At 65.1% G+C, this 18,832-nt stretch carries 22 protein-coding genes; 12 read left to right on the top strand and 10 right to left on the bottom strand.

The features are described from left to right. Positions 1 to 417: 417 nt before the first annotated feature. Positions 418 to 1,623: an acetyl-CoA C-acetyltransferase gene (locus tag AC1RB9_RS16880; RefSeq protein ID WP_003087747.1), complete on the top strand. Its 1,206-nt coding sequence runs from the start codon at positions 418 to 420 to the stop codon at positions 1,621 to 1,623. 13 nt (positions 1,624 to 1,636) lie between these two features. After that, positions 1,637 to 3,781 carry a 3-hydroxyacyl-CoA dehydrogenase NAD-binding domain-containing protein gene (locus AC1RB9_RS16875; protein WP_003100703.1) on the top strand — a complete coding sequence of 715 codons (2,145 nt, stop codon included), beginning with the start codon at positions 1,637 to 1,639 and terminating at the stop codon, positions 3,779 to 3,781. 384 nt (positions 3,782 to 4,165) lie between these two features. Here the strand turns inward: AC1RB9_RS16875 and AC1RB9_RS16870 are convergent, their stop codons facing one another. Then, positions 4,166 to 5,080 carry a LysR family transcriptional regulator gene (locus tag AC1RB9_RS16870; RefSeq protein ID WP_003450031.1) on the bottom strand — a complete coding sequence of 305 codons (915 nt, stop codon included), beginning with the start codon at positions 5,078 to 5,080 and terminating at the stop codon, positions 4,166 to 4,168. Positions 5,081 to 5,230: 150 nt separating this feature from the next. On the opposite strand from AC1RB9_RS16870, the gene AC1RB9_RS16865 reads away from it, so the two are divergent. Together AC1RB9_RS16865 and AC1RB9_RS16860 are read left to right on the top strand one after the other, a co-directional pair. Then, a complete protein-coding gene (locus tag AC1RB9_RS16865; protein WP_003117709.1) occupies positions 5,231 to 6,202 on the top strand; it encodes an aldo/keto reductase in 972 nt (323 codons plus the stop codon). Positions 6,203 to 6,224: 22 nt separating this feature from the next. Continuing rightward, positions 6,225 to 7,223 carry an SMP-30/gluconolactonase/LRE family protein gene (locus AC1RB9_RS16860; RefSeq protein WP_019396581.1) on the top strand — a complete coding sequence of 333 codons (999 nt, stop codon included), beginning with the start codon at positions 6,225 to 6,227 and terminating at the stop codon, positions 7,221 to 7,223. 8 nt (positions 7,224 to 7,231) lie between these two features. On the opposite strand, the gene AC1RB9_RS16855 is transcribed toward AC1RB9_RS16860, so the two are convergent. Further along, positions 7,232 to 7,603 (bottom strand): glutaredoxin family protein, encoded by a 372-nt coding sequence (locus AC1RB9_RS16855; protein WP_003087752.1) that lies wholly within the window; start codon positions 7,601 to 7,603, stop codon positions 7,232 to 7,234. 244 nt (positions 7,604 to 7,847) lie between these two features. Here AC1RB9_RS16855 and AC1RB9_RS16850 point away from each other — a divergent pair, with 244 nt between their 5' ends. Further along, on the top strand, positions 7,848 to 8,570 hold the full coding sequence (locus AC1RB9_RS16850) for an amidotransferase (RefSeq protein ID WP_003098093.1): 723 nt from the start codon (positions 7,848 to 7,850) through the stop codon (positions 8,568 to 8,570). Between the two features lie 57 nt (positions 8,571 to 8,627). Here the strand turns inward: AC1RB9_RS16850 and AC1RB9_RS16845 are convergent, their stop codons facing one another. From AC1RB9_RS16845 to AC1RB9_RS16835, 3 genes are all read right to left on the bottom strand, one after another. Then, entirely contained in the window at positions 8,628 to 8,867 is a 240-nt protein-coding gene (locus tag AC1RB9_RS16845; protein ID WP_003087754.1) for a hypothetical protein, read from the bottom strand. 27 nt (positions 8,868 to 8,894) lie between these two features. Next, a complete protein-coding gene (locus AC1RB9_RS16840) occupies positions 8,895 to 9,113 on the bottom strand; it encodes a hypothetical protein (RefSeq protein ID WP_003098091.1) in 219 nt (72 codons plus the stop codon). A 154-nt stretch (positions 9,114 to 9,267) separates the two neighbouring features. Beyond that, positions 9,268 to 9,756 carry a hypothetical protein gene (locus AC1RB9_RS16835; RefSeq protein ID WP_003087756.1) on the bottom strand — a complete coding sequence of 163 codons (489 nt, stop codon included), beginning with the start codon at positions 9,754 to 9,756 and terminating at the stop codon, positions 9,268 to 9,270. Positions 9,757 to 9,976: 220 nt separating this feature from the next. Here AC1RB9_RS16835 and AC1RB9_RS16830 point away from each other — a divergent pair, with 220 nt between their 5' ends. Beyond that, positions 9,977 to 10,483, top strand: coding sequence for a macro domain-containing protein (locus AC1RB9_RS16830; RefSeq protein WP_003087757.1), 507 nt, complete (start codon positions 9,977 to 9,979; stop codon positions 10,481 to 10,483). Positions 10,484 to 10,554: 71 nt separating this feature from the next. Here the strand turns inward: AC1RB9_RS16830 and AC1RB9_RS16825 are convergent, their stop codons facing one another. Both AC1RB9_RS16825 and AC1RB9_RS16820 read right to left on the bottom strand, forming a co-directional pair. Then, positions 10,555 to 10,743, bottom strand: coding sequence for a hypothetical protein (locus tag AC1RB9_RS16825; protein WP_003087758.1), 189 nt, complete (start codon positions 10,741 to 10,743; stop codon positions 10,555 to 10,557). A 149-nt stretch (positions 10,744 to 10,892) separates the two neighbouring features. After that, on the bottom strand, positions 10,893 to 11,582 hold the full coding sequence (locus tag AC1RB9_RS16820) for a crotonase/enoyl-CoA hydratase family protein (protein WP_003087759.1): 690 nt from the start codon (positions 11,580 to 11,582) through the stop codon (positions 10,893 to 10,895). A 386-nt stretch (positions 11,583 to 11,968) separates the two neighbouring features. Between AC1RB9_RS16820 and AC1RB9_RS16815 the strand changes: the two genes are divergently transcribed. Further along, positions 11,969 to 12,253 (top strand): GNAT family N-acetyltransferase, encoded by a 285-nt coding sequence (locus AC1RB9_RS16815; RefSeq protein WP_003087762.1) that lies wholly within the window; start codon positions 11,969 to 11,971, stop codon positions 12,251 to 12,253. A 57-nt stretch (positions 12,254 to 12,310) separates the two neighbouring features. On the opposite strand, the gene AC1RB9_RS16810 is transcribed toward AC1RB9_RS16815, so the two are convergent. Beyond that, positions 12,311 to 13,387 carry a 3-deoxy-7-phosphoheptulonate synthase gene (locus tag AC1RB9_RS16810; protein WP_003087765.1) on the bottom strand — a complete coding sequence of 359 codons (1,077 nt, stop codon included), beginning with the start codon at positions 13,385 to 13,387 and terminating at the stop codon, positions 12,311 to 12,313. Between the two features lie 317 nt (positions 13,388 to 13,704). On the opposite strand from AC1RB9_RS16810, the gene AC1RB9_RS16805 reads away from it, so the two are divergent. The 4 genes from AC1RB9_RS16805 (at position 13,705) to cysB (ending at position 16,795) form a co-directional block, all read left to right on the top strand. Continuing rightward, positions 13,705 to 14,082 carry a thioredoxin family protein gene (locus AC1RB9_RS16805; protein ID WP_003120319.1) on the top strand — a complete coding sequence of 126 codons (378 nt, stop codon included), beginning with the start codon at positions 13,705 to 13,707 and terminating at the stop codon, positions 14,080 to 14,082. Continuing rightward, a complete protein-coding gene (locus AC1RB9_RS16800) occupies positions 14,082 to 15,029 on the top strand; it encodes a putative 2-dehydropantoate 2-reductase (protein ID WP_003450038.1) in 948 nt (315 codons plus the stop codon). Before AC1RB9_RS16805 ends, AC1RB9_RS16800 begins: the two co-directional genes overlap by 1 nt. A 162-nt stretch (positions 15,030 to 15,191) precedes the next feature. Beyond that, entirely contained in the window at positions 15,192 to 15,689 is a 498-nt protein-coding gene (locus AC1RB9_RS16795) for a universal stress protein (protein WP_003087770.1), read from the top strand. A 131-nt stretch (positions 15,690 to 15,820) separates the two neighbouring features. Beyond that, positions 15,821 to 16,795: an HTH-type transcriptional regulator CysB gene (gene cysB / locus AC1RB9_RS16790; protein ID WP_003087775.1), complete on the top strand. Its 975-nt coding sequence runs from the start codon at positions 15,821 to 15,823 to the stop codon at positions 16,793 to 16,795. Positions 16,796 to 16,851: 56 nt separating this feature from the next. Here the strand turns inward: cysB and AC1RB9_RS16785 are convergent, their stop codons facing one another. Continuing rightward, positions 16,852 to 17,199 (bottom strand): hypothetical protein, encoded by a 348-nt coding sequence (locus AC1RB9_RS16785; protein WP_003098081.1) that lies wholly within the window; start codon positions 17,197 to 17,199, stop codon positions 16,852 to 16,854. Between the two features lie 64 nt (positions 17,200 to 17,263). Continuing rightward, a complete protein-coding gene (locus AC1RB9_RS16780) occupies positions 17,264 to 18,067 on the bottom strand; it encodes a phosphoadenylyl-sulfate reductase (RefSeq protein ID WP_003120317.1) in 804 nt (267 codons plus the stop codon). A gap of 134 nt (positions 18,068 to 18,201) precedes the next feature. Between AC1RB9_RS16780 and thrH the strand changes: the two genes are divergently transcribed. Further along, the gene (gene thrH, locus AC1RB9_RS16775; RefSeq protein WP_003098078.1) at positions 18,202 to 18,819 is read left to right on the top strand and encodes a bifunctional phosphoserine phosphatase/homoserine phosphotransferase ThrH; all 618 of its coding nucleotides are present in this window, start codon (positions 18,202 to 18,204) and stop codon (positions 18,817 to 18,819) included. Positions 18,820 to 18,832: the final 13 nt, after the last annotated feature.

Here is an 18,832-nt window from a genome sequence, read left to right as displayed (position 1 = left end):
TCTTGTTGTCGGGTGGCTGCCTGCTCCGCGCTACGGCCCGGCGGAACGGCTTGCCACGCAGTGGCGTACTCTTCGGTCGGCCCGGCATCCCCGGCGTCGACCTCCCTTTCGAACGCTTGCATGAATCAGTCTAAGCCCCGGCCTGCGCGGGCTTAGACCACTTGGATACAAGCTGCTCCGGTCTAGACATATTCCCTCTATATGACAGCGTGGTGACGGCTCTGGCGTGCGTCTCGACCGTTCGTCCGGTGTCCGGGTTTCCGGTCGAAAGATGGCATGGTGCTATCTTCCCGGCGTTGCAGGCTGAGCTGGGCGGTCAATCAGCCTGAGCGGTTCGGTCATTGTCCCGCCGGCGAGCCTGTTTAAGGTAGGCGGAGGCCCGCTCGGCCGGACGAGAACAGGATAAGAGAGACCGCCATGACCGACGCATTCATTTACGACGCCGTGCGTACTCCCCGCGGCAAGGGCAAGAAGGATGGCGCGCTGCACAGCGTCAAGCCGGTGAACCTGATGGCCGGGCTGTTGCGCGCGGTCCAGCGGCGCAACGACCTGGATACCGCCCAGGTCGACGATATCGTGCTCGGCTGCGTGACGCCGGTGGGCGACCAGGGCGCCGATATCGCCAAGACCGCGGCGCTGGTGGCCGACTGGGACGAACAGGTTGCCGGCGTGCAGATCAACCGTTTCTGCGCCTCCGGCCTGGAGGCGGTGAACCTGGGGGCGATGAAGGTACGCTCCGGTTTCGAGGACCTGGTCCTGGTCGGCGGCGTCGAGTCCATGTCACGCGTGCCGATGGGCTCCGACGGCGGCGCCTGGGCACTGGATCCGGAAACCAACCTGCACACCAGCTTCGTCCCGCAAGGGATCGGCGCCGACCTGATCGCCACCCTGGAAGGCTTCAGTCGCGCCGATGTCGATGCCTTCGCCCTGCGCTCCCAGCAGAAGGCCGCCAAGGCCCGCGCCGAAGGGCTGTTCGGCAAGTCGCTGGTGCCGGTCGCCGACCAGAATGGCATCGTCCTGCTCGACCACGATGAGTTCATTCGCGCCGACTCCACCCTGGAAGGGCTCGCCGCGCTCAAACCGAGTTTCGAGATGATGGGGCAGATGGGCTTCGACGCCACCGCGCTGCGCAAGTACAGCCAGGTCGAGCGCATCGAGCACGTGCATACGCCGGGCAACAGCTCGGGGATCGTCGACGGCGCCAGCGCCATGCTCATCGGCTCCGAGGCCAAGGGCCGCGAACTGGGCCTGAAGGCGCGGGCGCGGATCGTCGCTACCGCGGTGACCTCCACCGACCCCACCATCATGCTTACCGGCCCCGCGCCGGCGACCCGCAAGGCCCTGGCCAAGGCCGGCCTGAAGGTGGAAGACATCGACCTGTTCGAAGTCAACGAGGCGTTCGCTTCGGTGGTGATGAAGTTCATGAAGGACATGGGCGTGGCGGAAAGCAAGGTCAACGTCAACGGCGGCGCCATCGCCATGGGCCACCCGCTCGGCGCCACCGGCTGCATCATCCTCGGCACGCTGCTCGACGAACTGGAGCGGCGCAACCTGCGCTACGGCCTGGCCACCCTCTGCGTAGGCGGCGGCATGGGCATCGCCACCATCATCGAGCGCGTGTGAAGGGAGAACCGGAATGACTGACGCTATCCGTTACGAAAAAGGCCAGGACAACGTCGTCGTCCTGACCATGGACATGCCCGGGCAGAGCGCCAACACCATGAACGGTGTCTACCGCGAGGCGATGGCGAAGACCATCGCACGGCTGGAGGCGGAGAAAGAGGGGATCGCCGGCGTGGTGCTGACCTCGGCGAAGAAGACCTTCTTCGCCGGCGGCGATCTCAACGAGCTGATCAAGGTCACCAAGGCCGACGCCCCGGCCTTCTACCAGGGCATCCTCGAACTCAAGGGCCAACTGCGGCGCCTGGAGACCCTCGGCAAGCCGGTGGTCGCCGCGATCAACGGCGCTGCGCTGGGCGGCGGCTGGGAGATCTGCCTGGCCTGCCACCACCGCATCGCCCTGGACAATCCCGGCGTGCAGCTCGGCCTGCCGGAGGTGACTCTCGGCCTGTTGCCGGGCGGCGGCGGGATCGTGCGCATGGTGCGCCTGCTTGGCCTGGAGAAAGCCCTGCCGTACCTCGCCGAAGGCAAGAAGGTGCGTCCGGCGGAAGCGCTCAAGGCCGGGCTGATCCACGAACTGGCCGACAGCCCCGAGGAAATGCTGGAGAAGGCCCGCGCCTGGATCCTCGCCAACCCGGCGGCGAAGCAGCCCTGGGACAGCGCCGGCTACAAGATTCCCGGCGGTACGCCTGCCAGTCCCAACGTGGCGCAGATGCTGGCCATCGCACCGTCGGTGCTGCGCGACAAGACCAAGGGTTGCTTCCCGGCGCCCGAGAAGATCATGTGCGCGGCGGTGGAGGGCGCCCAGGTCGATTTCGACACCGCGCAACTGATCGAGGCGCGCTATTTCACCGAGCTGACCACCGGCCAGGTGGCGAAGAACATGATCGGCACCTTCTGGTTCCAGCTCAACGAGATCAACGCCGGCAAGTCGCGGCCGCAGGGGTATCCGGTGCGGGCGACGAAAAAGGTCGGCGTGCTCGGCGCCGGGATGATGGGCGCGGGCATCGCCTACGTATCGGCGGCGGCCGGCATCGAGGTGGTGCTCAAGGACGTCTCGCTGGAAGCGGCGGAGAAGGGCAAGGCTTATTCGGCCAGGCTGCTGGACAAGAAGGTTGCGCGCGGGCACCTGTCCGCCGAGAAGCGCGACGCCTTCCTCGCGCGGATCGTGCCGAGCGTCAGCGAAGCCGACTTCGAAGGCTGCGACCTGATCATCGAGGCGGTCTTCGAGGACCGCGCGCTGAAAGGCAAGGTCACCGCCGAGGCCGAGAAACATGCCCTGGCCGATGCGGTGGTGGCGTCCAATACCTCGACCCTGCCGATCACCGGTCTGGCCCAGGCGGTGGCGCGGCCGGAGAAGTTCATCGGCCTGCACTTCTTCAGCCCGGTGGACAAGATGCCGCTGGTGGAGATCATCCGCGGCGAAAAGACCAGTGACGAAACCCTGGCACGCGGTTTCGACTACGTGCTGCAGATCAAGAAAACGCCGATCGTGGTCAACGACAGCCGCGGCTTCTTCACCTCGCGGGTATTCGGCACCTTCACCAACGAAGGCATCGCCATGCTCGGCGAAGGCGTGAGCGCCGCGATGATCGACAACCAGGCGCGCCAGGCCGGTATGCCGGTGGGGCCGCTGGCGATTTCCGACGAAGTCTCCCTGAGCCTGATGACCCACATCCGCAACCAGACCGCCCGCGACCTCGAGGCCGAGGGCAAGGCTCTGCCGACGCATCCTGCGTTCGCCGTGATCGACCTGATGGTCAATGAGTACAAGCGCCCGGGCAAGGCGGCCGGCGCCGGCTTCTACGACTACCCGGCGAACGGCAGGAAACATCTCTGGGCGGAACTCAAGAGCCGCTTCGAGAAGCCCGATGCGCAAATATCCGCCGAGGACGTACGCGACCGCCTGCTGTTCATCCAGGCCATCGAGACCGTGCGTTGCGTGGAGGAGGGGGTATTGCACTCCACCGCCGACGCGAACATCGGCTCGATCTTCGGTATCGGTTTCGCCGCCTGGAGCGGGGGCGCCTTGCAGTTCATCAACCAGTACGGCCTGAAGGACTTCATCGCCCGCGCCCAATACCTGGTCGAACAGTACGGCGAGCGCTTCGAGCCGCCGGCGCTGTTGCTGGAGAAGGCGGCGAAGGGCGAGCTGTTCTGAGTCCTGGCGTCGCATGGAGAGCCGGCCTTCGGGCCGGCTTTCTCGTGGTCGCGTACCGCGGCGGATGACGCCACCCCGGTATCCCCTGGTTCTTGCCAGCCAGGCCGCCACGGGTAGGGCGAATAGCGCCATGGGCGCTATCCGCCGATATGCCGAGGTTCGGCGGATAACCGCGATGCGGTTATGCGCCCTACGCCGCGCGGCGGTACAGGCCCTTGCCTCCAGCCGCCATTGGTAGGGCGAATAGCGCCACAGGCGCTATCCGCCGATATACCGAGGTTCGGCGGATAACCGCGATGCGGTTATCCGCCCTACGCCGTGCGTCGATACAGGCCAGCCTCCATGCTTGCCTCCAGGCCGCCACGGGCGCTTCCGCCGATGTGCCTACGCGGGACCTGGGTGTTCCTCGCCGGGGTAGCGCAGCAGGTCGATCACGGCGCTCAACGCCGCCGGGTGGTTGCGGCGGTTCGGATAATAGAGATGGAAACCGGGAAAGGGGGCGCACCAATCCGCCAGGACCCGTTCCAGGCGGCCGGCGGCGAGGTGCTCGGCGACTTCCTCCTCGATGGCGAAGGCAATCCCGACATCGGCCAGCGCCGCCTGTAGCATCAGGCGCGGGTCGTCGAGGACCAGCGGTCCGCTCACGGCCACCGAAAGCGTTTTCGCACCCTTGCTGAATTGCCATTTGTACAGCTCTCCGGAAGACACCTTGCGCCAGCCGATGCAACGGTGGCCGAGCAATTCCTCCGGGCTACCCGGCCTGCCTTGCCGTCGGAAGTAGGCCGGGGTCGCGACGATGGCCAAGCGCAGGTCCGGGCCGACCCGCACGGCGCGCATGCCGTGCTGGAGGTCTTCGCCGAGGCGGATGCCGGCGTCGAAACCGGCTTCGACGATATTGGCGAAACCCTCGTCCGCCACCACTTCCAGGGTGATGCCGGGATAGTCGCGGGCCAGTTCGCCGAAACGTGGCGCGAGGACGAGACCGATGGCGTTTCGCGGTGCGTTGATTCGTACCAGGCCGTGAGGCGTTTCGCGAAAGCGGTTAAGGCTGTCCAGCGCGGCGGCGATGTCTTCGAACGCCGGGTCCAGGTGTACCAGCAGGTGCTCGCCGGCCTCGGTCGGCGAGACGTTGCGAGTGGTGCGGTTGAGCAGGCGGATACCGAGCTGGGTTTCCAGTTCGCGCAGGGTGTGGCTGAGCGTCGGCGGGGTTACGCCGAGGGTGGCGGCGGCGCGGCGGAAACTGCGTTCGCGAGCGATGGCGACGAAGGCGGCGAGACCGGCGAGATCGGGCTTTTTCATTGGATTATTAAAATAACTCGATCAGTGAAAGAGATTTTTCCAGGATAGTTAGCTATTCGGCAGCAATATAGCATCGTCGGGAAACCTGGCTCATGAACAGGGTGGACCGGGGAAACCGCTCTTTTCAGAGCCTTCCGACGAGGTCGTACGATGCAGCATGTCCGTCTTGGCAATAGCGGCCTGAAAGTCTCCCGGCTCTGCCTGGGGTGCATGACCTATGGCGATCCGGCGTGGCGTCCATGGGTGCTGGACGAGGAACGGGCGCGTCCGTTCATTCGCGAGGCGCTGGAAGCCGGGATCGACTTCTTCGACAGTGCCGATATCTATTCCACCGGCGAGAGTGAGCGGATCCTCGGACGCGCGCTCAGGGACTTCGCGCAGCGCGAGGACCTGGTAATCGCCACCAAGGCGTTCTTTCCCATGAGCGACAGGCCCAACGCCTGCGGCTTGTCGCGCAAGCATCTGCTTGCCAGCGTGGATGCCTCGCTGCGGCGGTTGGGTACGGACTACCTGGATCTCTTCGTGATCCATCGCTTCGATCCGGAAACCCCGATCGAGGAAACCTGCGAAACCCTCGACAGCCTGGTGCGTGCCGGCAAGGTCCGTTACCTCGGCGCCTCGTCGATGCCGGCCTGGCGCTTCATGAAGATGCTCGCCTTCCAGCGCCACCACGGCCTGGCGCAATTCATCTCGATGCAGAGCCAGTACAACCTGATCGTTCGCGAGGACGAGGAGGACCTCGTGCCGCTGTGCCGGGAAGAGGGGATCGCGTTGACGCCCTGGTCGCCGCTGGCGCGTGGGCTGCTGGCCGGAGCGCGAAGCGCCGGCACGCTGCGGACCCGGACGGACGAACAGGCCCCGCGCTGGTACGGCGGCAGGGAGGAAGTCGAGTCGACCCTCGGCGCGTTGGAGAAACTCGCCGCTGCCCGCGGGCTTCCACCGGCGCAACTCGCCCTGGCCTGGCTGCTTGGCCGGAACGGTGTCGCCGCGCCGATCGTCGGCCTGTCCAGGCCGCATCACCTCGAGGATGCCCTCGCGGCGCTGACGCTGGACCTCGCCGAAGAGGAGTGCGCCACGCTGGAGGCGCCGCTCACGGTGCGCGCCCGGACCCCGCGCTGGTAGGGCGCACATCGACGGAGAAAGCATGATGAGACGACAGGCTTCCGTGTTGCTGCTGGTATCCATGGTATCGGCGACCGTCTTGCCGGTTTTCGCCCGTGCGCCGGGCGAGCGCGAGCCGTCCTGCGCCGCGACGAGCATCGTCCTGCCAGCGGGGGCCCGGTATCCCAACGGCATCGCCCATGCCGCCGATGGAACGCTGTACGTCGGCCTGGTCACCAGCGGGCGCATCCTGAGCAAGCCTCCCGGGGGCGAGTGGGAAACCTTCTTCGCCGGCAGCCCGGCGATCTTCGCTGCCACCGCGCTGCGGCTGGACGAGCCGCGTGGCCTGCTCTGGGGCAATTCGCCGGACTTCCTACCCGCTGGCCGGCGCCGGCCGCATGGGGTGTTCGCCCTGGATCTCGCGACCGGTGCCGTGCGCCGATATCTGACCCTGCCCGGCGACGGGATGGGCAACGATCTCGCGGTGGCGCCGGACGGAACGGTCTACCTGAGCGAAACCCGGGATGGCAGCCTGATGCGGCTGCGGCCCGGGGAACCGGCGTTCCAGGTGTTGCTGCGCGACAGCCGCCTGGCCGACCCCGGCGGCCTGGGCGCGGCGGGCATCGTCCGGGTGGACGAGGACACCCTGCTGGTCGGCAACTTCGGTAGCGGGGCGATCCATGTCGTCGAAGGGGTCGCCACGCGTCCGCGGCTGCGCGAGATGGAGCTGCCCCGAACGCTGGAGAATCCGGACGGCATGGCGCTGGCTCCGGACGGCTCGCTGATCGTGCTGGAGAACGCCATCCGCAGCGGTGCCGGCAAGGTGCTGCGGATCGCCGAGCCGCTCGCTCCAGGGCGGCGCGGCATCGAAGTGATACGCGAGGGCCTGGAGTCGCCGGTCAACCTGACCGTCACCGGACAGGGTTGCGCCTATGTCAGCGAGTCACGCATTCGCCACCGCCTGTTGCCGGGGCGCGAGGGCGAGGCGCCGGCGCGTTTCCTGATCCACCGGCTGCCCCTGGACGCGGCCGGGGGCGGTTGATCGGCCGCTCAGGCGTTGGCGAAACGACCCTCCAGATAGGCGATGATCTCGCTGGATTCGTACATCCAGCGCACCTGGCCGTTTTCCTCGATGCGCAGGCACGGCACCTTGACCTTGCCGCCGCCTTCCAGCAAAGCCTGGCGGGCCTGCGGATCGTTCATGGCGTCCTTGAGTTGCATCGGCAGGTTCAGCCGGTGCATGGCGCGGCGTGTCTTCACGCAGAACGGACAGGCGCGGAACTGGTAGAGCGACAGGTTCCGCAGCGCCCGCTCGACCTCGGCCTGGGCCTCGGCGCTGCGCTGCAGCTTGCGGGGGCGGCTGACGAAGTCGGCGAGGATAATCGCCTGACCCAGTCCGTTACGTACTGCCTTGAGCAACATGGCGTGTGCCTCGCGGGAAAACCGCCAGTTTACGTGGCGGTTCCGGGCATGGGGAGTCCTTCCGTCTCCTGTGCAGATTTCTTTACGGCTGGGCGTCTCGGGAATCTTTCTGCCGGCTGCTTGTTTTTTGGCGAATCGTCCGGATATTCCTTTCGAGGCCAGGGCGACGGTTCCCTTGCCCGCGCTCCTGTGTTAATTAAATCAAACGAAAACGACAATAACCCCACTTCTTCAGAGAGTCTTTATGTCGCTCCGCATCTGTATCCTGGAAACCGATATCCTTCGTCCCGAGCTGATCGAGCGCTACGAAGGCTACGGCCGGATGTTCCAGCAACTGTTCGCCAAGCAACCGATCGCCGCCGAATTCGTCATCTACAACGTGGTGGAGGGGCGCTATCCGGCGGACGACGAGCGCTTCGACGCCTACCTGGTGACCGGCAGCAAGGCCGACTCCTTCGGTCCCGACCCGTGGATCCAGACCCTGAAGACCTTCCTCCTGGACCGCTACGAGCGCGGCGACAAGCTCCTCGGCGTGTGTTTCGGCCACCAGTTGCTGGCCCTGCTGCTCGGTGGCAAGGCCGAGCGCGCCAGCCAGGGCTGGGGCATGGGCATCCACCAGTACCAGTTGAACGAACGGGCCGACTGGATGAGCCCGGCGCTGCCGGACCTGACCCTGTTGATCAGCCACCAGGACCAGGTCACCCGGCTGCCGGAAAACGCGCGGGTGATCGCTTCCAGCGACTTCTGTCCCTATGCCGCCTACGCCATCGGCGACCAGGTGCTGTGCTTCCAGGGGCATCCCGAGTTCGTCCACGACTATTCCCGCGAACTGCTCGAACTGCGCCAGCAGCACCTGGGCGAGGAACTCTATCGCAAGGGGGTCGATAGCCTGGCGGGGGATCACCAGGGCACCGTCGTCGCCGAATGGATGATGCGTTTCGTCGCGCGCCAGCCGACCGGCGCCTGAGCCGGCCCCGCGCCATGCGAGCGCCGCCAGCCTCCCGGGGTTGGCGGCGTTTTCGTTTCAGGCCGGGCAGTCGAGGATGAAGCGCTCCGGGATCCAGCGCTGCGGGCGTGCCGGCGGGGTGCCGCTCTGCAGCTTCAGCGCCAGGTTGGCCGCCAGCGCGCGGACCATCGCTTGGTTGCATTCGATGGTGCGCGCCAGTGCGCCTGCCGAGCCTTGGGCGAGGCCGAGTAGCGAGTAGCCATTGGTCAATATCGCCAGGGCGGCGACGATCCAGAATTTCCGTGTTTGCCTTCTCATGCTGTTTCCCGGGAAAGAAGCCGGCGTTCAACCGGCGCGTCGACTGTTCAACCCCGAGAGCAGGCCTGGCAGGGCCTGGCCGATCTGGTTGGAGAAGGTCGTGGCGGTGTCGTTGTCCGGTGTGGCGTTCCTGGCGCTTTCGGCGCCGGCGACGAGGCTCAGCACGACCAGCATGAGGATGGCGTACAGACCCAGGGTGGCCAGGGCGGTGTTGCGGGCGTAATGGCGTGGGCTGCGACGTTTCATGGCGGCTTCCGTGATCGATACCTCGGATGGGCATAGGATCGCGGAGAAGAATTCGATTGGATAACGAATTGTCGCGCTATTAACTATCGACAGAAATGATGCTTTGGCCGAACGACCGGTACGGGTTGCGGGGCCCGGGTTCGGGCCCGATGGATCAGGACGAAGTCGGCGCGAGCAGGCGATCGACCACCTGCCGGGCTCGCTCGAAGGAGGGGTAGCCGCTGCGCGCGACCGGCAGCTCGGCGTAGGCCTGGCGATAGGTCTCGGCCTTGGGAATGTCGGCGCGCGGCAACAGGAAGGGCTCGGCGTAGATCTTGTAGAGCATCGCGTTGGCCAGCGGGTAGCGTCGCTCGGCGGAACGTTCGAGGAGGCGGGTGATGCGCTCGCAATCGCTGGCCTGGCCGTCGCGGCGAGCGATCAGCACGGCCTGGTAGAAGTCCGCCTCGCCGCTGCGGTCGTCGCGCGCCGCGCGCTCCAGCAGGGCCTGGGCCAGCGGCAGGCGATCGCGGTCGTTGGCGACGATGATCAGTTTCGCCTGCAGCATGTCGTTCTCGTACAGCAGTTTTTCCCTGTCGCTGTCCTGGCGGCAGGTGGCGCAGCTTGCCAACAGCGGGATCAGGCAAAGTGCAATCCATTTCGGCATGGCGGTTGTTTCCTTGTCATGGATGAGACGGCACGAGGCTGGAATCCAATGGAGAGGCGAGGCGCCTCCAAGGTTCCCTCGCATGCAGTCTAGTCGGCCCGTAGCGGATGGGACCGGCCGTCTTTGATACGCATCAACTGGCGCCGGCGGGCAAGGCGTACGGTGAAAGATGCAGGGCGGCGCACGAAGCGCCTGTTCCGAAGCCAAGAAGGAAACGCTCATGATTCGTGAAGTTGAAGGTGACATTCTGCTTTCCGGGGCCCAGGTGATCGCCCACGGCATCGCGCCCCAGGACCATTTCGACAGCGGCCTGGCCCTCGCCTTGCGCGAACGCTGGCCGTCGATGGTTCGCGACTACCGGCATGCCGCCCATGCCAGGGCGCCCGAGCCGGGCGGCATCTGGGTCTGGGCCGGGGTCGACGAGCAGGGCAAGACCCAGTGCATCGTCAACCTGATCACCCAGGGCATGCTGCACAGCGGTCGCAGCGCCAAGCCGGGCAAGGCGAGCCTGGAGGATGTCGGCCATGCCCTGCGCGAGCTGGCCCGCTATGTGCGCAGCGAAGGGGTGAGCAGCCTGGCTCTGCCCTGCGTGGCGACGGGAGTGGGCGGGCTGGACTGGTCCGAGGTCAAGCCGCTGGTGGTTCGCCACCTGGGCGACCTGGAGATCCCGGTGATTCTCTACGAGGTCTATCGCAAGGGCGTGGCGGCCGAGGAAAAGCTGGCCTGAACGAGAAGCCCGGCGTGAGCCGGGCTTTTCAGGGTTGCGGGGAAAAGAAAAACGTTCCTGGCAGGCGGCGTTCAACCCTGCGCATCGGTGTCGCTCGCGGTTGGCGCCGTGGCCTGTTGCTGCTGGGCCTGCTCGATGGCGTGCTGGTTCAGTTGGACCATGCGGTTTTCCATCAGGCTGGATTCGTCGGCGAAGCTGGCTTGCACTGCGAGGGTGGTAGCCATGCCGAGGAGAATGGCGGCGAAGACGTTGCGTTTCATGATGACCTCCGGTTTTCCTTGGGAATGTCACCAGGATAATCCGTAATAATTTTTTAAAAATAGCAGTTAGGGAGAGTTACCTTTGCGTAATAAGTAATTATTGGGCGCAAAAAAGCCCGGTACCAACCGGGCTTTCGCTGGCGCGGGCCTTAGCCCAGGTGCTTCTTGTCCAGCTCGATCGCCTGGTCGAGGGTTTCCAGCAGTGCCTTGCGCACCTTGAGCTTGGTATTGCGATGCGCGGTCATGTTGAGTTTCTTCAACTGCTGGGCCGCTGCACGCGCGCTTTCCTGCAACTGGTCGGCGCTGACCAGGGTGTCGAGGAAGCCGGCATCCACCGCAGCGGCCGGACTGAACATCTCGGCATTGATGACCGAGCGGGTGAACGCCGACTTGCGCAGGCGATCGCGGGCCAGTTCGATGCCGACATGGTGCATGGTCATGCCGATGGCGACTTCGTTCAGGCCGATCTGGAACGGCCCGTCGACGCCGATCCGGTAGTCGGCCGAGAGCAGCAGGAAGGCGCCCTTGGCTACCGCGTGCCCGGGGCAGGCGACGATCACCGGATAGGGATGGGAGAGCAGGCGGCGAGCCAGGGTCGAGCCGGCGGCGACCAGGTTGACGGCATTCTCCGGGCCGGAGGTCATGACCTTCAGGTCGTAGCCACCGGAGAGGATGCCCGGCTGGCCGGTGACGATGACCACGGCCTTGTCCTGCAGGGCCTGGTCGAGAGCCTGGTTGAAGGCGTCGATCACCGCCGGGGAGATGGCGTTCACCTTGCCGTTGTTGAGGGTCAGGGTGGCGATGCCGTCTTCGAACTGGTAGCTGATCAACTCGCTCATGGCAGGATTCCTTTTGGTGGAGTGGCGCAGACCTTACTGATGGGCGTCGTCGGCGTAAAGCGCTTTGGCTGACCCGCGGGTCATGCGCGATTGTGCTTGCGCGGGCCTCCCGAGCAGGGCTCCAGTGACGCCTGCGCGTTTCTGGCAGAAGAAACGGTTGAGTCTGGCCGGGGAAGACAGCAATATGGGCCCTATCGTTAGTCCGGCCTTGCATGCGGTGCAGGTCACCCGTTTCGAGGATGTCCGCCAGGCGCGCTCAGCCGCCGGGACGAGAACGGACGAAGTTATCCGGCGGCCTGCTGAAGGCCGGTACGCGGGGGCATCCTCGCGAGGAACCCTATCAATCAGGCGCGGGTCGGGTTACGAACCCGTTGAGGAGATCCAAAGTGAGCGAGTCCCTGTCCATCCATCATGACGTGGGCGGCCATCAGTTCGAGACGACGGTGGATGGCCATCGTGCCTATCTGGCGTATATGGACCTGGGCAAGCAGACGCTGGACATCTACCGGACCTTCGTACCGGATTCGCTGCGGGGTCGCGGTATCGCCGCCGCGCTGACCGAACACGCCCTGCAGTACGCCGACCGCATGGGCTACAGCGTGATCCCGTCCTGCTCCTACGTGGAGCGTTACATCGAGCGTCGCCAGCGTCAGGCCGATCCGGCCGCCTGAGCAGGTGCGCAATGAAAAACGCCGGGCATCAGCCCGGCGTTTTCGTTTCCGCCTCGCTCAGCCGCGCTGGCGTTTCGGCAGCACGTCCTTGAGCTTGGCGTGCATGCTGCGGATGCTCTTCTCGGTGGTCGCCCAGTCGATGCATGCATCGGTGATGGAGACGCCGTACTGAAGTTGGTCGAGATCCTTCGGAATCGGCTGGCTGCCCCAGCCCAGGTGGCTTTCCACCATCAGGCCGACGATCGAGTTGTTGCCTTCGACGATCTGGTTGCTGACGTTGTCCATCACCAGCGGTTGCAGGGCCGGGTCCTTGTTGGAGTTGGCGTGGCTGCAGTCGACCATGATGTTCAGCGGGATTTTCGCCTTGTTCAGGTCCTGCTCGCAGAGCGCGACGCTGACCGAATCGTAGTTCGGCTTGCCGTTGCCGCCGCGCAACACCACGTGACCATAGCGGTTGCCCTTGGTGGTGACGATGGATACGCCGCCCTGCTGGTTGATGCCGAGGAAGCGATGCGGGCTGGAGACCGACTGCAGGGCATTGATCGCCACGGTCAGGCTGCCATCGGTGCCGTTCTTGAAGCCGACCGCGGAAGACAGGCCGGAGGCCATCTCGCGGTGGGTCTGCGATTCGGTGGTACGGGCGCCGATCGCCGACCAGCTGATCAGGTCCTGCAGGTACTGCGGAGAAATCGGGTCGAGCGCTTCGGTGGCGGTGGGCAAGCCTTTCTCGGCGAGGTCGCGGAGCAGTTGGCGACCGATGTGCAGGCCATCCTGGATCTTGAACGAGTCGTCCAGGTACGGATCGTTGATCAGGCCTTTCCAGCCCACCGTGGTACGCGGCTTCTCGAAGTACACGCGCATCACCAGGAACAGCGTATCCGCCACTTCGGCCGCGAGCGCCTTGAGGCGGTCGGCGTATTCGTGGGCGGCCTTGATGTCGTGGATGGAGCAGGGGCCGATCACCACGAACAGACGGTGGTCCTTGCCATCCAGGATGTCGCGCACCACCTGGCGACCATGGGCCACGGTCTGCAGGGCCTTGTCGGTCAGGGGAATTTCACGCTTGAGCTGCTCCGGCGTGATCAGGGTCTCGTTGGAGGCAACGTTAAGGTCGTCGATCTGTAAATCAGCCATCGTGGTACTCAATCAGGTCACGGGCGCCGGCCGCCGGGAGGCCCCCTGCGAAAGGGCGCAGGCATGAAGTTCGCAAACGGGGAGACGAACCTTAACGTGTCGGGCCGGGCCTAGACAATGGGCGGGACGCGGTTCGCCGGTGTTTTCCCCGCTCTGCGCACGTTTTCTTCGTTGCTCCGGGCCAAGGCTGCCAGCGGAGTTGCAGGTGAGGCCGCCGCGGACGATATTGTGCAGGTGCTGCGGAGGGGCGCGCCTTGCGCGTATCCGCTGGCCGAGGAGGGCGCCAGCGCTATCGCAGGAGCCGAAGCCTACGGATGATGGTCGGGCCCCATTTCTTCCTTTCTATCGAGGTCAGCAGCGTGCCGTCCCTGGAACTCACCGATCTGGACGCCGACCGGCAGTTGCTTGCCCTGGAAGGGGTTTCGCTGTTGGTATTCACCAGCGAAGGCTGCGCGTCGTGCCGCTGGGCCCGGCGCCATCTCCCCGCGATGGACCTGCCCATCGAGCGCCTGTGCTGGGTGGACGCCGGCCGCAATGGCGGCCTGGTGGAACGCTACGGCGTCTTTCACCTGCCGGCCCTGTTCATGGTCCGCGACGGCCGCTTCCATGGCGCACTGAACGTTCCGCTGCACCAGGAAGCCTTGCGGGGTGCGGTGCTGGCGGGGTCGACCGCTTTACCTGAGGAGTTGCCCTGATGGATTCAAAGCAGCAACGGATCGGCGTCATCGGTACGGGAGCCATCGGCGGCTTCTATGGATTGATGCTGGCGCATGCCGGTCACGACGTGCATTTTCTCCTGCGCAGCGAGTTCGAGGCGGTCAATCGCGCCGGACTCAGCCTGAATAGTGCGGTGCATGGCTTCCGGCGCCTGGCGCCGGTCCAGGCCTACCATTCGGCGCAGGACATGCCGCCCTGCGACTGGTTGCTGGTGGGCGCCAAGACCACCGGCAATCACGAACTGGCACCCCTGATCCGCGCAGCGGCGGCGCCGGGAGCCAAGGTTCTGCTGCTGCAGAACGGTCTGGGCGTGGAGGAGCGGCTGCGGCCGCTGCTGCCGGAAAGCCTGCATCTGCTGGGCGGCCTCTGCTTCATCTGTGTGCATCGCGGCGAACCGGGCGTGATCGAGCACCAGGCCTACGGCGGAGTGAATCTCGGCTATCATTCCGGACCGGCCGACGAGCGACGCCGGCGCGAGATCGTCGAGGAGGGTGCCGCGCTGTTCCGCGAGTCCGGGCTGGAGTCCACGGCGATGCCCGACCTGGAGCAGGCGCGCTGGCAGAAGCTGGTCTGGAACATCCCCTACAACGGGCTGTCGGTATTGCTGAAGAGCAGCACCGCGCCGCTGATGGCCAACGCGGACAGTCGGTCGCTGATCGAGGCGATCATGGAGGAAGTCATCGGTGCTGCCGGCGCCTGCGGCTTCATCCTGCCTGAGGGCTATGCGGACCAACTGCTGGCGGCGACCGAGCGGATGCCCGACTATCGGCCGAGCATGTACCACGACTTCGCCCATGGGCGGCCATTGGAGCTGGCGGCGATCTATGCCGCGCCCCTGGCCCGCGCTGCTGCTACGGGCTACCGGATGCCCAGGGTCGAGGCGCTGTACCAGGCGTTGCGCTTCCTCGAAGCACAACCGCGCTGAAGGGCCGAGCGCGGCGACCAGCCGGCGCCGCGCTCGCAGGGAGAAAAGGGATTTACCCCAACGGGCCGGAAAAAGCCCGAAACAGCAGGGAACGCTAGGAGAATGGATGCTTGCTGCTAATCTGCTAATGAGGCCCGCCGCGCAGGCTGTCGAGGAGGCCGCATGATTCGTTCGATTCTCTACGCCACCGATCTGGGGCTCTATGCTCCCTATGTCCTGCAACACGCCCTGTCGCTGACCCGCGCCTACAACGCCGAGCTCTATGTCGTCCATGTGGTGGAGCCCCTCGGGCTGTTCGCCGAGTCGGTCCTGCAGACCTACCTTGACACCGAGCGTCTCCAGGACCTGCGGGCGCAAGGGCTGGACAACGTCATGGAAAGCATCGAGAAGCGGGTCCTGGAAGGGTTTCGCGATGAACTCGGCGAGTTGCCCCAGGATGCGGCGCTGGTCAAGAGCGTGCGGGTGGTGCAGGGCGACCCGCCGCAGATGATCCTCGATGAGGCGGAAAAGCTGGCCGTGGACCTGATCGTCGCCGGCAGCCATAGCCACGGCACCCAGCTCGACACGCCGCTGGGCCGGACTGCCGCGCGTCTGGTGCAACTGGCGGAGGTACCGGTGTACCTGGTGCCGATGTTGCAGCACCGTAGTCGCGACCTGTAGGCCAGCGGTCGGCTGGTGAAAAAGCGTGCAAAATCAAAAAAAACGTCTAATTTTATTCCTCAAACCATTAATATGGTTATATACCTTCGGTTCTTGATCGCCGGTCGCGACAACCTTTTCGAGGAATCTCCATGAAGCTTCAGCAATTGCGCTATATCTGGGAGGTTGCGCACCACGACCTCAACGTCTCCGCCACGGCGCAGAGCCTCTATACTTCGCAGCCGGGCATCAGCAAGCAGATCCGCCTGCTGGAGGACGAACTGGGCGTCGAGGTGTTCGCTCGCAGCGGCAAGCACCTGACCCGTGTGACGCCGGCGGGGGAGCGGATCATCCATACCGCCGGCGAGATCCTGCGCAAGGTCGAGAGCATCAAGCAGATCGCCCAGGAATTCTCCAACGAGAAGAAGGGCACGCTGTCCATCGCCACTACCCACACCCAGGCGCGCTATGCGCTGCCCAACGTGATCAGCGGCTTCATCAAGCAGTACCCGGACGTCTCCCTGCACATGCACCAGGGCACGCCGATGCAGATCGCCGAAATGGCCGCCGACGGCACCGTCGACTTCGCCATCGCCACCGAGGCGCTGGAGTTGTTCGGCGACCTGATCATGATGCCCTGCTACCGCTGGAATCGCTGCGTCATCGTGCCCCACGGGCATCCGCTGACCAAGCTGCCGAAACTGACCCTGGAAGCCCTGGCCGAGCAGCCGATCGTCACCTACGTGTTCGGCTTCACCGGCCGCTCCAAGCTCGACGAAGCCTTCAGCCAGCGCGGCCTGGTGCCCAAGGTGGTATTCACCGCGGCCGATGCCGACGTGATCAAGACCTACGTGCGGTTGGGCCTGGGGGTCGGCATCGTGGCGCACATGGCGGTCGATCCGAAGCTCGACAACGACCTGGTGATCCTCGACGCCAGCCACCTGTTCGAGTCCAGCGTGACCAAGATCGGCTTCCGCCGCGGCACCTTCCTGCGCGGCTTCATGTGCGACTTCATCGAGAAATTCGCTCCGCACCTGACCCGCGAGCTGCTGGCCAAGGCCGTGCAATGCCACAACAAGGCCGAGCTGGACGAGTTGTTCGACGGCATCGAACTGCCGGTCTACTGATCGCCTCGGCCCATGAAAAAGCCCGGCCTGGTGCCGGGCTTTTTCATGGCTGGCCCTCAGAGCATGTCGAGATTGTCGCGACCGGCCAGCCTGGCCAGCGCTTCGCGATCAGCGTCCGCGGACTGCTCGGCTCGCGGTTCGAGGACTTCATGGAGGAAGCTCATGAACACGGTGTAGACCTGTTCGCGCCCGTCGTCGTGGCGAACCACGAAGAACGGCGCGGTCTCTACGCCATATTGGGCGGCGACCATCCAGCCTGCGCTGTTCGGGTCGCGTTCGTCGGCCACCAGGGTGCGATGGATGCGCGGCAGGTAGCCGCCTTGTTCCAGGCGTTGCCGGACTTCCTTGCACTTGCGGCAGTCCTCGCCGTTGGCGAGGACTTTCTTGACCATGGTGATGCGCATGCTGGGTCTCCGCTCGGGGTTCGACCCGCACTTTACCCCGATTGCATACGCTCTATCGACGGTTTCAGGCCTTGCTGATCAGGTTGCCGGCGTGCAGCCCGCACTCCTTGTGGGTGGCTTCCTCCCACCACCAGCGGCCCTCGCGCTCGTGCTGGTTGGGCAGCACCGGACGGGTGCAGGGTTCGCAGCCGATGCTGATATAGCCGCGTTCGTGCAGGCTGTTGTAGGGCAGTTCGAGCATGCGGATATAGCCCCAGACCTCCTCGCTGGTCATGGACGACAGCGGGTTGAATTTGTACAGCGGCTTTTCCGGCGTGGAAAAGGCACCGTCGATTTCCAGCACCGCCACCTGGCTGCGCGTGCCGGGGCTCTGGTCGCGGCGTTGGCCGGTGGCCCAGGCGCGCACGCCGGCGAGCTTGCGCTTGAGCGGTTCGATCTTGCGGATGCCGCAGCACTCGCCGTGGCCGTCCCGGTAGAAGCTGAACAGGCCCTTTTCCTTCACCAGGGGTTCGAGCAGGCGCGGGTCGGGGGAAAGCACGTCGATGGCGATGCCGTAGTGTTCGCGGACCTGGTCGATGAAACGATAGGTTTCCGGGTGCAGGCGACCGGTGTCGAGGCTGAACACCTTCACGTTGCGGTTGAGCTTCCAGGCCATGTCTACCAGGACGACGTCCTCGGCGCCGCTGAAGGAGATCCACAGCTCGTCGCCGAAGTGCTCGAAGGCGGCTTTCAGGATGTCCTGGGGGGATTTGTCGGCAAGGCTGGAGGCGAGGGCGGGAAGGTCGAAAGGCTGGCTCATCGGGCTGGGGTCCTGGTGCTGGGCGGCGCTGTTGCGCTCTGTGGCGGGAATGGTAGCAAAGGGCGGCATATGGCCCTAAATAACCATTTACCCCTGTCGACCTTGATTCCAGGAATAAGCCGGCGTTGCCTTGCCCTCGGCGAGGGGCTAGAGTGCCGCGTCCGTCGTCACCCCATCGTTCAGAGAATTTCGAGGAGAGTCCTGTGGAAATTGCCTGTCTTGACCTGGAAGGCGTGCTGGTTCCGGAAATCTGGATCGCGTTCGCGGAAAAAACCGGTATCGACGCCTTGAAGGCGACCACCCGGGACATTCCGGACTACGACGTGCTGATGAAGCAGCGCCTGCGCATCCTCGACGAACATGGCCTGAAGCTGGGCGACATCCAGGAGGTGATCGCCACCCTGAAGCCGCTGGAGGGGGCGGTGGAATTCGTCGACTGGCTGCGCGAGCGCTTCCAGGTGGTGATCCTCTCCGACACCTTCTACGAGTTCTCCCAGCCGCTGATGCGCCAGCTGGGCTTCCCGACCCTGTTGTGCCACAAGCTGGAGATCGACGACAGCGACCGGGTGGTCGGCTATCAATTGCGCCAGAAGGATCCCAAGCGGCAGTCGGTGATCGCCTTCAAGAGCCTCTACTACCGGGTGATCGCCGCCGGTGATTCCTACAACGACACCACCATGCTTTCCGAGGCCCACGCCGGCATCCTGTTCCATGCCCCGGAAAACGTGATCCGCGAGTTTCCCCAGTTCCCCGCGGTGCATACCTACGAAGACCTCAAGCGCGAGTTCCTCAAGGCTTCCAGCCGTTCGCTGAGTCTGTAGCCGCGCCGCCGAT

It is taken from the genome of Pseudomonas sp. 20-5 (assembly GCF_056782835.1).
The sequence above is the reverse complement of the archived record's forward strand: the minus strand, read 5'-3'. Positions and strand labels throughout refer to the sequence as shown.

Bases quoted from the DNA above. Each gene is read 5' to 3' on its own strand.
- AC1RB9_RS16865 (WP_003117709.1), top strand. From the start codon at position 5,231: ATGCAGCATGTCCGTCTTGGCAATAGCGGCCTGAAAGTCTCCCGGCTC.
- AC1RB9_RS16830 (WP_003087757.1), top strand. From the start codon at position 9,977: ATGATTCGTGAAGTTGAAGGTGACATTCTGCTTTCCGGGGCCCAGGTG.
- AC1RB9_RS16810 (WP_003087765.1), bottom strand. From the start codon at position 13,387: ATGGCTGATTTACAGATCGACGACCTTAACGTTGCCTCCAACGAGACC.
- AC1RB9_RS16875 (WP_003100703.1), top strand. From the start codon at position 1,637: ATGACTGACGCTATCCGTTACGAAAAAGGCCAGGACAACGTCGTCGTC.
- AC1RB9_RS16795 (WP_003087770.1), top strand. From the start codon at position 15,192: ATGATTCGTTCGATTCTCTACGCCACCGATCTGGGGCTCTATGCTCCC.
- AC1RB9_RS16870 (WP_003450031.1), bottom strand. From the start codon at position 5,080: ATGAAAAAGCCCGATCTCGCCGGTCTCGCCGCCTTCGTCGCCATCGCT.
- AC1RB9_RS16820 (WP_003087759.1), bottom strand. From the start codon at position 11,582: ATGAGCGAGTTGATCAGCTACCAGTTCGAAGACGGCATCGCCACCCTG.
- AC1RB9_RS16780 (WP_003120317.1), bottom strand. From the start codon at position 18,067: ATGCCGCCCTTTGCTACCATTCCCGCCACAGAGCGCAACAGCGCCGCC.
- AC1RB9_RS16880 (WP_003087747.1), top strand. From the start codon at position 418: ATGACCGACGCATTCATTTACGACGCCGTGCGTACTCCCCGCGGCAAG.
- AC1RB9_RS16785 (WP_003098081.1), bottom strand. From the start codon at position 17,199: ATGCGCATCACCATGGTCAAGAAAGTCCTCGCCAACGGCGAGGACTGC.
- AC1RB9_RS16860 (WP_019396581.1), top strand. From the start codon at position 6,225: ATGATGAGACGACAGGCTTCCGTGTTGCTGCTGGTATCCATGGTATCG.
- cysB (WP_003087775.1), top strand. From the start codon at position 15,821: ATGAAGCTTCAGCAATTGCGCTATATCTGGGAGGTTGCGCACCACGAC.
- AC1RB9_RS16855 (WP_003087752.1), bottom strand. From the start codon at position 7,603: ATGTTGCTCAAGGCAGTACGTAACGGACTGGGTCAGGCGATTATCCTC.
- AC1RB9_RS16835 (WP_003087756.1), bottom strand. From the start codon at position 9,756: ATGCCGAAATGGATTGCACTTTGCCTGATCCCGCTGTTGGCAAGCTGC.
- AC1RB9_RS16800 (WP_003450038.1), top strand. From the start codon at position 14,082: ATGGATTCAAAGCAGCAACGGATCGGCGTCATCGGTACGGGAGCCATC.
- AC1RB9_RS16845 (WP_003087754.1), bottom strand. From the start codon at position 8,867: ATGAGAAGGCAAACACGGAAATTCTGGATCGTCGCCGCCCTGGCGATA.
- AC1RB9_RS16850 (WP_003098093.1), top strand. From the start codon at position 7,848: ATGTCGCTCCGCATCTGTATCCTGGAAACCGATATCCTTCGTCCCGAG.
- AC1RB9_RS16805 (WP_003120319.1), top strand. From the start codon at position 13,705: ATGGTCGGGCCCCATTTCTTCCTTTCTATCGAGGTCAGCAGCGTGCCG.
- AC1RB9_RS16840 (WP_003098091.1), bottom strand. From the start codon at position 9,113: ATGAAACGTCGCAGCCCACGCCATTACGCCCGCAACACCGCCCTGGCC.
- AC1RB9_RS16825 (WP_003087758.1), bottom strand. From the start codon at position 10,743: ATGAAACGCAACGTCTTCGCCGCCATTCTCCTCGGCATGGCTACCACC.